A 12,592-nucleotide genomic window follows, 5' to 3' on the forward strand; every position below is an offset into this window, starting at 1 on the left:
GAACGAGCTCAATCGCCGGCCGCGCATCACCCTCGGAGATCGAGCCCCAGCAGACCTCTTCGCTGGCCTGCTAGCCTCCGAGAATCACCCCTCGTTGCGATGACCGCTGGAATACAAGACGTCGCATTGGCTACTTTTCGAGCGTCGTCGACAGTGACCGCGATGAACATCACATCACCTAACTGCGTGAGTTCGTCGCTCCGGTCCCCCGATTTGAACGAGCCGTTCGCCCTGCGTGTCGACGGCATTCCTGAGGACACAACTGCAACCTGCTCGGGCAGCCCCGTATTGACGAGCTCCGGCCAACTGGGGAGGGAGACCCAACCGTGTACGAGAAGGAGGTTTTCCCCGACCTCACGCCGGGTAGTACGTGCAGGATCGCCCGCCCGTAGACCTCGACAAGACCACGCATATCCGCGAGTGCGTGATCGCGCTAGTCCATCACGCATCGAGCGTATCCAGGGGCAACGCGCTACGGGTCGAAATGCTCAAGAGGGTGCGGGGTTGCCGCTAGCGTTCGGATGTAGGTCGTGTCAATAACGGAGTCGAGATGGCAGAAGAGAACCCTTGGAACGCTGCGCGTTTGATCCCGACGTCTGGGATCAACGGTGCTGAGGAGCAGGAGCGGCGGGCAACATCCGCTCTGCTCGCGGTGATGAGTTCGGTGAAGGAGTACGGCCGGGTTCTAACGAGCCGGATGGGTGCGCCGGCCGGCGTGCTCGAAACGTTCATCGAGGTGCCGTTCCCGCTGGGCGACAAGAAGGTATTTCCCGACGGCCTCATTCGAGTGAAGCGGGGAAGCAAGGTCTGGACCGCGCTGGTAGAGGTCAAGACGGGAAACAACGAGCTACAGCGGGAACAGCTGGAAAACTATCTGGACGTCGCGCGGGAACACCGCTTCGATGCGTTGCTGACGATCTCCAACGAGATCCCGCCCGCCGCCGGCACCCATCCGACCGTCGTCGACAAACGCAAGGCGAAGTACGCGGTCATGCACCACCTGTCGTGGACGGAAGTGCTGACAGCCGCGATCATGCAGAAGGAATTCCGTGGCGTCGCTGACCCCGACCAGGCATGGATCCTGGGTGAGCTGATCCGGTACCTCGAGCACCCGAAGTCGGGCGCGGTCGAGTTCACGGACATGGGGCCGAGCTGGGTGCCGGTTCGTGACGCGGTGTCGATTGGCACTCTCCGCAAGAGCGACAAGGATGCCGCACAGGTCGCGGGTCGGTTCGATGCGTTGCTGCGCTACGGCGCGCTCAAGCTCGGGCAGCGACTTGGCGCTGACGTAACACAGGTCTTGTCCAAAGCGGAGGTCGCCAACCCTTCGCTTCGGATCGCCGCCGTCACTGAGATGTTGGTGACCGAGGGCAAGATGTGGGGCGCTATCCGGATCCAGAATGCGGTGTCACCGCTGACCGTGACCGTTGATATCCGCGCGGCGCAGGTCACCTGCTCCTTCTCCACGAGCGCTCCCGCCGAGGGTCGGCCCACCACGAGGGTCAACTGGCTACTGCGCCAGCTCAAGGATGCACCCGATTCCCTCCGCATCGAGGCGTTCGCCGCGCGTCAGCGTGGCGGCACCGCCGAACTTCTGAAGACCGCTCGTGAGGACCCCGGCGTCCTCGTCGCCGATCCCACGAAGGAGATCAAGTCGTTCACTGTCACGTACATCGGGAAGATGGGCGCGGCTCGGCTCGCGGGGAGGTCCGGCTTCATCGATTCAGTGATGGACTCGATCCTCGAGTCCTACGACGTAGTAGGCCAGCGGCTCAAGGACTGGTCTGCCGCCCCGCCCCGCCTCCGCAAACCCGAAGAGGTCGTAGTGGACGAGCAAGTCCCGAAAGACATTCCCTCGGCCGCGCTCTCGTCCCAAGACGACGAGCTGCCCGGTTCTTCGGCACCCGACGCGTCGTAAGCGCGCAACACGAGGCTCCCACGGCTCAGAGGTTGACGGCCCGAGGTCGAGCCGACGACGGGCGTGGACAGGCCCGATCGCCGGTCGCCGCGAGGGCGGTGCACGCTTGAGGCGCGTGGCGTGCACGCTGGAGTGCGTTTGCTTGTGGGTCGCCGTGCGGGCGCCGCGCGAACAGGGGTGCGACCTGCAGCTACTGCGTTGGATCGGGATCTTCGGACGGCCGAAACGCCCGGGGTGATGCGACAGGAGGCCAAGCGGGCGCTTGCCTTCTACCCCGTCTCCGCTCTCGCGCCTGCTGCTTCCGAACAGTGCGTGCTCGGCCCCCGACAACGCGCCGCCAGTCGGGTCGCAGTCCACTACGGTCACGTTTCGCACAGCCGATCTGAGTGAGGTGCTGAGGGGCGCTGTCACCCGATGTCGGAGAGGATCCTGGCTGCGCCGTCCGTTTCCCGCAGCAGACGCGCGGCGAGGAAACCGGGGTCGTTCTCTTCCATCCACGCTCGCATCTCAGGTCGAGTCACGGCAACAACCTTGCGGTGCGAGGGACAGTACGCACGCCAGTCTCCACTCTTCGAGGGAAAGGTAGCGGGGAGAGGAAACCCGTCAATTGGGCACGCGACGAGCACATGGCTGGCTCGTCGGGCGACGATCGTTCCTGATTCGATTACTCCCGCGGTCCACGTGGACACGACCCCTGTCGCAACCACCACGCGATAGCTGCACGCGCATCCAACACATATGCGTTCGAGAGTGCCGTCGTCCCTCACCTGGCTGGCTCGATACCGGACTGAAAATCTCTCGTTGCAGGAGGGACAACTCAGCGGTAGCGAGTGAACTGCATTGATCTCCTCGCCCTCCACGGGCTCAGCCGGTTTCTCGTCGGGCGCGCCTTCCTTCTCGGCGGCTGGCGGAATGGCAGCGCCCTCGCCATCCCCGAACTCTTGCGGCGAACCAGCAGCCCCCGGCGCACCCGCCAAGCTCGACGCACTCGTAGCCGCCGCTCGCCGCTCGACTGCCGGAGCGGAGGCGTAGACCGTGAGATCCCCCTTGCGATGAATGTTGAACTTGGCTCGACAGTGATTGCAGGTAACAGTGGCAGTCCAGCCCGCCCGCATCGCCAACTGTCCACTAACCCGCGAGTCGCACCTGGGGCACGCGAGGGAGACCCGTTCTCCAGCGAACGGAGCACTCTCCATGCGCGCTGCAGTGAGTGTCTGAACGACCACAGGATCGGTTACGAAGATGCTCTGAATCTCATCGAGGTCTCGCTTACTCTCCTTGAACGCCCCACTGATCGAGCCGCTGAGCCTCGTGACGCTATCGAACTCAGCGAGAACCGAGCTCGCACTGGCCAGAATGACCTCCTGATAGGTCTCCTCGTGTTCGTACGCTCCAGAACGTCGCTGGGAGGTGGCCAACTGTAGGTTCGTGTAAACATGGGCAAGGCTCCGCGCGATGCGATCCAGCACGCTCGTGTAGCGGCGTTCTACATCGGAGACCGTTACGACCCGGGTCAGAACATACGCGACGACAGCGCTCGACACCGCCGTAAGTAGAACACCCATGGCGGTCGAGACGATCCGGGGCCAGAGTAGTGCCTCTTCGTCCGATGGAAGTAGCAGGCTCATGGTGGTAGCCCCCACACCACCCACGAGCAGCGTTCCTGCGACGACCCAGTACAACGCGATGTGACCCCCAGTGGCCTTCAATCCAGTATCGGTTGCGCTTAGCTCCGGCCTTACGGGCTGCATCGACATGTGTGTAAGATACCGACTGTCCCGTTGGGGACCACAATCATCCGCATATCTTGGCGGAGTACAAACATACAAGCGCTCTAGCCATTTGGCTGGGGCGTTTGTTGCGTCGTGGACGGAGAGAACGTAAGCCGGCCCGCGCGAGGGCAAGGAACGCTTGAGGCCCGTGGCCGGTCGGCCGGCGCGCGTGCAGATCTGGGTCCTCAAGCTGGCGCTGCGCGACGCGAAGTGTCGCCGACGCTCGAGAAGTTGGACATGCGCGTGCAGTCGAGGTCCGCCTGGGGCCGTCTCCCGCGGGTGGGTTGCAGACAGCAGAGTTGCTCGGAGTAGGCCAGTCGGGTGCAGTCGTCGACGGCGTGATGCAGGAACACGTAACCGCGTGACGGGGATGCGCCCTAACGTGCGGCGCGATCGGTGGCAGCTCCAGCCCGGCGTGCCTGAGCGGAGTCGCGGCCGTGAGCGCGCCACCCGCCGCCGTCAGGGATCTTGCCGAGCTTCTTGATGTCGATGTGGACCAGCTCGCCCGGGATCTCCTTCTCGTAGCGGACCGCCCTCAGTCTCCGCACCGGCAGCCCGGTGGTCTGGTCGAGATGCTGCAGCAGCGGCATCCTGTAACGTGCGAGTACCCGGCCGACCGTCGAGCGCGGGATGCCGAGGTGATAGCCGATTCGGTGTGGCCCCCACCGCCTCGTGAACCGCAGCGACACGATCCGCCGCTCCCGCTCCGCCAGCAGTCGCGCGGGTGAGCAACGCGGGCGCGACGAACGGTCAGTGAGCGGCTGCCCTACCCGATACCGCCGCGCCCCCCGGGACGCGGTCGCGGGCGAGACTTCGAACCGTTCCGCCGCCCTTCTGACGGTCCAGCCGCCGTCAACGATCAATGAAGCGAGTCGGCGACGCCCTTCCGGCGTCAAGGGAGCGTTAGCGTGAGTCACGAAGACCTCCGTGGAGCGGATGTGAGGGTGGCACCCACATCGTCCCCGGAGGTCTTCGCCTACGTCAGGCGTTCAGAACGTGTCGGGGAAGAACAACTAGGGAGGCGAAGACGAAGAGGACTAGGGAGACGAGAAGAGAGAAGATGACGAAGACGAAGACGAAGACGAAGACGAAGACGAAGACGAAGACGAAGACGAAGACGACGACGAAGACGACGACGAAGACGAAGACGAAGACGAAGACGAAGACGAAGACGACGACAACGACGACCAAGAGGAGAGCGAAGAGGAGAGCCAATAGGGAATGCACGCAGGCACTTTCTGTGTAACTCGTTTCGAGTTAAGCAACTTAGGCGTACGCTGGGGTCGTGCGCGGCGGTCTGGAGAGGTGGAAGCGGGGTGTCGGATCGCAGGGGGTTCGACAGGCGCTTGGCTACGCGTTTCAGGGTTCTTGCGACTCTCATCTCCGCTCGACGTCTGGAGTGGATGCGCTCGCTGGGTACAGCGATGCCGCCGGCGGTGTCGCCCGATTCGTCGTCGATGCTGGCCAGATCACGGAGGACAAGCTCGATGAGGTGCAGTTGCGGCGCTGGGTCGACGGGTTCGACCCGGTCACGGGGGAGCGGCGGGGACGGGATCTGACCTCGCCTGAGGCGGATCTGCTGCTGGACGGCACGATCAACGCCCCGAAGTCGTACAGCATCGCCGCGCTCCTCGGCCCGGAGCTGGCGGACGAATTCGAGGCGTTGCAGGATCGGCTCCGGGACCGGGTCATCACCTTGTGGCAGCGAGAGCTGAACGCGCGCCGCGGCGCCGGCGGCCGCATACGGGAACCGCTCCGGCGTATCGAGGTGGTCGAGTTGCGGCACCGCCGGTCGCGGGCGCTGGACCCTCACATCCACCGGCATCTGTGGTTGACCGTGAAGGTGCTCGGTGAGGACGGGAAGTGGTCCAACATCGACTCCCGGGTCGCGATGAAGATGCACACCCTCGTCAACGCGGAGGGGGAGCTCGCCGCGCGCACGGATCCGAGGTGGGTGGCCGCGCTCGCCCGCTACGGCTACACGCTGGACGTCGACGGCGAGATCGCCCAGCTCGCGCACGCGGTCAGACCGTTGTCGCGCCGGTCGAACCAGATCGAAGCGAACCGGGCGATGCTGCTGGCCCGCTGGCACGCCCAACACCCGCACCGGCAGCCGTCTCCTGATCAACTGCAGCAGATCGACCGGTTGGCGTGGGCCACCGCCCGCCCGAACAAGCCGGGTGACTTGGACGAGACCAGCTGGGAAGATCTGGTCCTTAGCGAGCTCACCGCGATCGACCCGGCCCTGCTGCACCTCCGAGCGGCCACGCCCGTCCGGGCGGTTGCGGTGGAGGGGTTGGATGTCGGGCTGTTGGCGGCGCGCGCGGTTGTGGAGGCGGACGCCCGGGCCGCCGGGTGCGGGGGCCGGTTCGGTCTGTTCGACCTGCGGGCCGGCGCGATGCGGGCCCTCGCGGCCGCCGGCGTGGTGGACGGCCGCGACCGGCTGCAGTCGGTGATCGACGAGGTTGTCGCCCGGGGGCTGACGTTGACGACCGACCTGTTGGAGGGGGAGGCGGATCGCCCCGCACACGTCAAGGGGTACTTGGCCACAGCGACCGCGGCGTTGAAGACGGAACTCGCAGACCGGTTCGACGCGCTCAGCCACCCCGGCGAGGTTCTCGACGCCGACGCCGTCCTCACCGCCGCCGCCGACGTGCTGACCGCGGACGTGATCCTCGACCCACGGCAGATCGCCGCGGCGGCCGCCATCGCGGGCACCGACATACTGGCGGCCATCACCGGACCCGCCGGTGCCGGGAAGACCACGATGCTCAAAGTCGCCCATGCGGCTCTGCGGGCGCAGGGGCGACGGATGGTGGTGGTCGCGCCCACGAAGAAGGCGGCGTCGGTCGCCGGCCGGGAGATCGGCACCCACGCGTCCAGCCTGCATGCCCTGCTCGGCGATCACGGCTGGCGGTGGGGCCGCGACGACGCCGGGGCGGAAATGTGGACGCGTCTCCACGTCGGCGACAGCGATCCCGCCACCGGCGTGCCGTATGAAGGGCCTCGGCGGTACGTGCTGCAGGCCGGGGACCGGGTGGTGGTGGACGAGGCCGGCATGGTCGATCTGCACACCGCGAATGCGCTGGCCGTCGTTGCGCAGGAGCTCCGGGTGGGGATCGCGATGGTCGGTGATCCGCTGCAGGCCCGCCCGGTTGGGCATTCCGGGGCGATGGCCACGATGGCGTTTCGTTCGACCGCCGTGGTCGAGCTGACCGCGGTGCACCGGTTCCGGGACCCGCATTACGCCGCCCTCACCTTGCGGATGCGGGAGCCCGCGTCGAAGGAGGTCGCCCTCGCGGTCGCGGCTGAGCTGGACGACCGCGGCTTGATCCGCCGGGTGAACGGTCGAGAGGAGGCGCGGGACGCGATGGTCGACGCGTACTTCCGTCACGCCACGAGCCAGCGCCGCGTGGCGCTGGTGACGGGCAGCAATGAAGACGCGAATGCAATCAACGAGGCGATCCAGCACCGCCGCCTCGCCGCCGGGGAGCTCAGCCTCGTCCGGATCGGGGTGGGGCGGGACGAGCAGCGGCTGCTCGAGGGCGACCTGGTGCAGACCCGCCGCAACGACCGCCACGCCGGCGTCGAGAATCGGGCGGTGTGGGTCCTGCGCCGGATCACCGACACCGGCATCGAGCTGGTCAGTGCGAGCGACAGCGGTGTGGCCCGCACCATCAGCCACGAGTACGCCGCGAACCACGTGCACCTCGCTTACGCGTCGACGGTGCACGGCATCCAGGGGGAGACCGCTGACGCCTCCGTGGTCGGACCGGGGGTGGACGCCGCCGGCCTGTATGTCGGGATGACCCGGGGCCGGGACCACAACGAGGCGATCGCCATCTCGCACACCGCCGCCGGTGCGCGCGATCAGATCGCGGACAGTATGCTCCGCGGCATCCCCGAGGTCAGCATCGACGACTCCCGCCGCGCCGCCTCCATCGAACTCGACCGCGCCGCCCGCCACCCCGCCCCCTCGAATGTCGCGGACGGCGACCTTCCCGGGCCCGTCGGGGCGGGCGGTCACTGCGCCGATCCCGGTCACGATCCGGTTGTGGCGGTCCGGCGCGACCTCGCTGTCCGCAAGGAGTGGCTGGACGACGCCAAGCGGCGCCTGCTGAGCCTGGACGCCGCACTCGCAGCCGGCGCAGCCCGCCTCCACGCCAGGGGCACCGATCAGGCCGCCGAATGGGGCGCCGCAGATGAACGCGCCGCGCTGGTCGACGAGCGCGCCGCGAAGTTCACCGCCTACACCAGCGTGCTCGACGACTACCGGGCGGGCGCGCTCGATCCCACCCCAACGGAGCACGCGCCTGGCGACAGCCGCACACCGGCGGTGAGCGCGGCCGTGTCCCGGGGGAGCGCCGGCCCGGTGATTTCACCGTCCAGCCGCGAGACCGGCCCGCGCCGGTGAGCGTGGCATGCCGAGCCGCGCCTGTCTGCCGTGCATCAGCCGTCGGGTCCTTCGACCGCCCCTGCCCACACCCAGCAGCGGTGCTCGGCGTCGCCGACGCGGAACCGGATCGCGACCGCCTGCGCGGTCCACGAACACGCCTCCGCGTCCACTCGCACCGGGATGCCGCCGAAACGCACCCAGGCCCGCACCGGCCGGGCGACCGGGGCTTTGGTCATGGGAAGCTTGTCGAGCTGCAACTCCGAGTCGGTGAGCGTTTCTAGCCGACCGGTCTCGGCGGTGCGCTGCAGGATCCGCTCGCCCATCCGCGCATCGATCTGCGCCGCGTACCTTCGGTTCGTGCCCACCAGCCGCCTCGCCTTTCTCGGCCATGTAGACAGTATCGAACATTAGTTCTACAGTGTGAAGACATAGGCGATACAGCGGTAGAACATGACGTCACGTTATGGTTGGTCGACGACATTCCGGCGCGGATGTTCTACGCCGGTCGCCGGTGGCGGGTCTCGGATATGCCGACTCGGTTGCGGGAGTCGGTGTGGGCGGCGCCGTTGCATGGTGGGGGCGGCCTGTATGGCTGGCGGTTCCAGGCCACCGATGAGGACGGCGGCTCGTTCGTGTTCGACGTGTTCCGCACCGAGAGTGACTGGCACGTGCACCGCGCCTACACCTGACTTCGCCCACTTCGTCATGTTCCCGCCGTCACAGGGCGGGCGGCGTAGCATCACCGGCAGGCCCGCCTACACGCCGACGACGGGCATGAGGAAGTCATGACCGCCACCGATGAGACTCTTGGGGCGCAGCCGCGGTGCCCGGAGTGTGGCACGCTGCTGCGGGATTCTCCGCCGGGTTTCTCCTGCATGCCGTGCGGGTTGACGTTTCTCCACACCCAGATCTGACGCGGGTCGCCCGTACACAGGACGGCGGGGCGAGAGTACAGTGACTCTCGCCCCGCTGTCGTGATGGTTCAGGTCAGCGGTTCATCCCGGTACCGGCGTACGAGGCCGGTGCCATCTGAGGGCCCGGAGCGTGTGCTGCGGGCCCTTCAGCTTTTGGGGTGCGGGCGACGGTGACGGTCTGGAACTTCACCGACGCGCCGACGTTGTCCGCGACCACGTCGCGGGTCTCCCGGGTCTGCCCGGTCTCCTTGTCGGTGTAGGTGCCGAACCGGAGGCCCCCGGCGACGATGACCGCGTCGCCCTTGTGGAGGGAGTCGGCGACGTTGCGGGCCTGCTGGTTGAACACCACGACCCGGTGGAACACGGTGCCCGCGTCTTCCCAGGTGCCGGTGGTCTCGTTCAGGCGTCGGTCGTTGACGGCGACGGTGAACCGGGCGTACTCGGTGCCGTTGTCGCTGCCGCCGTGTTCGGGGTCACCGGTGAGGTTGCCCTCGAGGGTGACCGGGATTCTGGTGGTCATGGTCGTGCTCCTTTCGATGGTGAGGCACCCGGCGGGGTGTCTCGGTGGGCGTGGGCCGTCCTGGTCCACGCGTCCCATTCCTGCTCGTCGGTCGCGCTGGACCAGGAGCGGGGAGTGTGTGTGCTGTGGCCGCGGGCGCAGCCGCCCGCATACGCCTTGGTGAGCCGGGGGACGGCGAGGGAGAGGCGTTCGTGGAACCCGATCGGCCCCAGCCCGGTGTCCCGGGAATCGAACGAGACGGTGTGGGCGGCGTGCAGAGCGGAGAGCTCTTCGACGAGGGCCGGGTGTTTGTACCAGCAGTCCGGGACGGTGGAGAGGGGGATGTCGTAACGGACGGTGAACCATTCCACCCACGCCCGCAGCGCCTCCCATGCCTCCCGAGCTTTGTTGTCGGGGAGGGTGCGCCAGTTGATGATCTGCACGCCGAGTACCTGGGAGGGCATGGCGTGGGCGTCCGGGCGGGGTGGTGGGTGGTTGCCGGCCATGTCGTTCCCGAGCTGCTGCTCGTCGTCGGGCTGGTCGGGGTCGGGGGCGTCTGGGTAGTCGGTCACGACGCCTCCACGTCCGTGTCGGTCCGGCGCAGCTGGTTGATCGCGATGAGGGTGGCATCGCGGCGGGTGCGGTGGTAGGCGAGCACCGGGTCGCGGTCGATGAGCCGGTGCAGCAGTTCATGGCAGGTGGCGTGCATCGGGATCAGGTCGTCGTGGGCTTCGCGGGCGAGGAACGTGCCGTCGCGGATGATCGCCCAGTGGTAGTCGAGGTGGTGCAGCTGCAGCTCCCGCTTTGTCGCGGTCGCGCCGCAGCCGGCGCAGGTCAGGGGCTGACCGGTGCGGGCGTGGTCGGTGAACCAGCGGTCGCGGCGGGCGAACCACACCGGCGACTGCAGGTACTCCCGATATGCCATCGCGCCCAGCGGACGGCGTCGCCGGTTACTCATCCGTCCTCACCTCCTCCTGCTCTGCGGACTTGGTCGCCGCCGGGCTGGGCCGGTGGACGGTGGCGGTGAAGACGTCGCGCTGCTCGGCTTCGAGGGCGCGTTTGCCGGTCTGGATGTGGTGCGCGTCACGGCGTTCGTCCCAGCCGGCGAGGTCCAGCAGGACGCCGCGGCGGTTGCGGTAGGCGAGCAGCCCGAGGGTTTGCGGCATCCGGCGAATCTCGTCCACCGACATCAACGGGAGCCGTTCGTGCTGCTCGCTGGTGGAGTGCCCCATCTCCCGGGTGGACCAGGAGCGTTGCGTGCGGCGGGTCTGCCTTGTGCCGAGGAGGGCTTCGACGTCGCGGAGGTGGTCGACGTGGGACGCGCCGCCGAGGAGGACTTTCGCGGTGGCGGCGGCCCAGATGGTGTCGGCTTCCGCTTTGGACCAGGAGGTCTCGGCTTGGGAGAGGGCTTGCAGGACGACGAAGGTGCAGATGCCGCGGCCGCCGCCGTCGGCCATGATGCGGGGCAGGTTCCCCCACCGGAACATGTTCGCGATCTCGTCCAGGATCAGCCCCAGCGGGTGGGTGAGACGGGCGCCGGGGGAGGCGAGGGCGCGGATGCGGGCGACTTCGACGATGTCGTCCAGCAGCGCCCCGAGGAACCCGCCCATCGCCGACGCGCCGGAGGAGGACCCGATCAGGTAGAGGGTGTTGGCGTCGTCGAGGAACTGGCGGGGGTCGAAGACCGGGTCGCCGGTGCGGGGCATGAGGGTGTCGCGGATCTGCGGGACGGCGAGCGGGGCGACGGCGCCTTGGACGCCGAACCAGACGGAGGAGACCAGTTTGTCGTCGCCGGCGATGGTGGCCTCGAGACTGTCGCCCCAGCCGGGGGCACCGTCACTGCGGAGGATGCCGACCGCGTCGCGGGCCAGGGCGGGGCTGGTGCCCCAGTCGTAGAGGTCCTCGATTGTCTTGTTGCCGACGGCGGCGGCGTGCAGCAGCCGGCCGAGGACGACACCGGAAGCTTGCGCCCATTCGGCGTTGGTGGTGGAGCTGCCCAGGGCGGTGCCGGTGATGATCGCGGTGCCGCGTTGCATGGCGACCAGCGGGTCGTGGCAGCCGGTGATGGGGGAGACCCGGAGCGGGTGGCGGATGCCGGAAAGGCCCTGCGGGTCGAACACGTGCACGTCGCCGCGACGCTGCCGCATCCGCATCGTCGCGGTGAGGTTGTCGTTCGTGGTGGAGGTGGTGATCAGCGGTCCGGACCAGTCGACGATGGCGGAGATCAGCACCCGGTACCCCTTCCCGGACCGGGGTGGGCCTTCCAGGGCGACGGAGTCTTCGATGGACACGTACACGTCCCTGCCGCGGGACCGGCCCACCCGCCACCCCACATCCGTGGCCGTGGGCTTGGGAATGTCGGGGCGCAGCTGCGCGGCGCGTTTCAGGACGGCTTTGCCGGAGAGGTGGTCGCGAATCTCACCGGCTTCCGCGAACCCCGGCCGGGTACGCAGGTCCGCGAGAAAGGACCGGTCCGACTGCCGGTACCGGCGCACCAGCACCCCCACCCCCACGGCCAGGCCGGCGATAAGCAGCACCGCTAGCAGATCGGCGACCCGGATCTGCCACACCGGGAGCGTGCAGTCGGTGGGTAGGGTGTAGGCGGCGGGGTGCCCGGTGACGGCGAGCCACAGCCCGGCGAATGGGCTGGTCGCGGTGGGGCGGGCGCCGCACAACCACGCGGTGACGGCTTCGGCGAGGAACCCGAACACCGCGGTGAGCACGATCGCAGCGGCGATCAGCACCGCGATCGCCCTGCCCAGGAACCCGTCATTCATCGCCGGTGTCCGGGTTCCTAGAGGGCTTCTGCTGCGGCCGCGGCGGCGGCGAGCCACGCGTCCTGGGTGCGGGGCCGGAGGGTGTCGAACCGGAGCGGTCCGGACTTCAACGCCGGGTCGAACGGGATGACTTGCACCGCCCGCACGTGGTCCCGGAACCCGTCGGCCACTTTGCGGACTGCGGCGGCGGTGGTGGGTTCGGACTGGGTGACCACGACGACGGCGTGGGCGGCGAGCGCCGCGGAGCGGTGGTCGCGTTGCCGGAGCGCGTCGAGGAGCAGGGCGGCGGATTCGGCGGATTCGGGGGCTGCGTCAT

Annotated in this window: 10 protein-coding genes and 2 pseudogenes; 3 read left to right on the plus strand and 9 right to left on the minus strand. The window is 68.0% G+C overall.

Annotation, left to right across the window (positions count from 1 at the left end):
• The first annotated feature begins 550 nt into the window (after positions 1-550).
• The gene (locus RS82_RS00255; RefSeq protein ID WP_045296089.1) at positions 551-1,918 is read left to right on the plus strand and encodes a hypothetical protein; all 1,368 of its coding nucleotides are present in this window, start codon (positions 551-553) and stop codon (positions 1,916-1,918) included.
• Between the two features lie 407 nt (positions 1,919-2,325).
• On the opposite strand, the gene RS82_RS21210 is transcribed toward RS82_RS00255, so the two are convergent.
• The 3 genes and pseudogenes from RS82_RS21210 to RS82_RS21440 all read right to left on the minus strand — a co-directional run bounded on the left by RS82_RS21210 (position 2,326) and on the right by RS82_RS21440 (position 4,917).
• Entirely contained in the window at positions 2,326-3,675 is a 1,350-nt protein-coding gene (locus tag RS82_RS21210) for a hypothetical protein (protein WP_157005226.1), read from the minus strand.
• A 311-nt stretch (positions 3,676-3,986) separates the two neighbouring features.
• Positions 3,987-4,607 (minus strand): annotated as a pseudogene (locus RS82_RS00260) (transposase family protein); the annotation flags it as partial.
• Between the two features lie 64 nt (positions 4,608-4,671).
• Positions 4,672-4,917 carry a hypothetical protein gene (locus RS82_RS21440; RefSeq protein ID WP_169748660.1) on the minus strand — a complete coding sequence of 82 codons (246 nt, stop codon included), beginning with the start codon at positions 4,915-4,917 and terminating at the stop codon, positions 4,672-4,674.
• Between the two features lie 172 nt (positions 4,918-5,089).
• Between RS82_RS21440 and RS82_RS00270 the strand changes: the two genes are divergently transcribed.
• Entirely contained in the window at positions 5,090-8,104 is a 3,015-nt protein-coding gene (locus RS82_RS00270) for an AAA family ATPase (RefSeq protein ID WP_245619469.1), read from the plus strand.
• A gap of 35 nt (positions 8,105-8,139) precedes the next feature.
• Here RS82_RS00270 and RS82_RS00275 read toward each other — a convergent pair whose 3' ends face one another.
• Positions 8,140-8,451 (minus strand): hypothetical protein, encoded by a 312-nt coding sequence (locus tag RS82_RS00275; RefSeq protein WP_045296092.1) that lies wholly within the window; start codon positions 8,449-8,451, stop codon positions 8,140-8,142.
• Between the two features lie 162 nt (positions 8,452-8,613).
• On the opposite strand from RS82_RS00275, the gene RS82_RS21725 reads away from it, so the two are divergent.
• The gene (locus tag RS82_RS21725; RefSeq protein WP_245619470.1) at positions 8,614-8,775 is read left to right on the plus strand and encodes a hypothetical protein; all 162 of its coding nucleotides are present in this window, start codon (positions 8,614-8,616) and stop codon (positions 8,773-8,775) included.
• A 298-nt stretch (positions 8,776-9,073) separates the two neighbouring features.
• On the opposite strand, the gene RS82_RS21445 is transcribed toward RS82_RS21725, so the two are convergent.
• The 5 genes and pseudogenes from RS82_RS21445 to RS82_RS21460 all read right to left on the minus strand — a co-directional run.
• Entirely contained in the window at positions 9,074-9,520 is a 447-nt protein-coding gene (locus RS82_RS21445) for a single-stranded DNA-binding protein (protein ID WP_045296094.1), read from the minus strand.
• Positions 9,517-10,071 (minus strand): hypothetical protein, encoded by a 555-nt coding sequence (locus RS82_RS21450; protein ID WP_052676610.1) that lies wholly within the window; start codon positions 10,069-10,071, stop codon positions 9,517-9,519. The genes RS82_RS21445 and RS82_RS21450 overlap by 4 nt, the downstream gene beginning before the upstream one ends.
• A complete protein-coding gene (locus tag RS82_RS21455; protein WP_169748661.1) occupies positions 10,068-10,457 on the minus strand; it encodes a hypothetical protein in 390 nt (129 codons plus the stop codon). Before RS82_RS21455 ends, RS82_RS21450 begins: the two co-directional genes overlap by 4 nt.
• A complete protein-coding gene (locus tag RS82_RS00300) occupies positions 10,450-12,243 on the minus strand; it encodes a type IV secretory system conjugative DNA transfer family protein (RefSeq protein ID WP_245619471.1) in 1,794 nt (597 codons plus the stop codon). The genes RS82_RS21455 and RS82_RS00300 overlap by 8 nt, the downstream gene beginning before the upstream one ends.
• 50 nt (positions 12,244-12,293) lie before the next feature.
• A pseudogene (locus tag RS82_RS21460) lies at positions 12,294-12,592 on the minus strand (ParA family protein); the annotation flags it as partial.

Source organism: Microbacterium trichothecenolyticum (assembly GCF_000956465.1).
Classification (GTDB): Bacteria; Actinomycetota; Actinomycetes; order Actinomycetales; family Microbacteriaceae; genus Microbacterium; species Microbacterium trichothecenolyticum.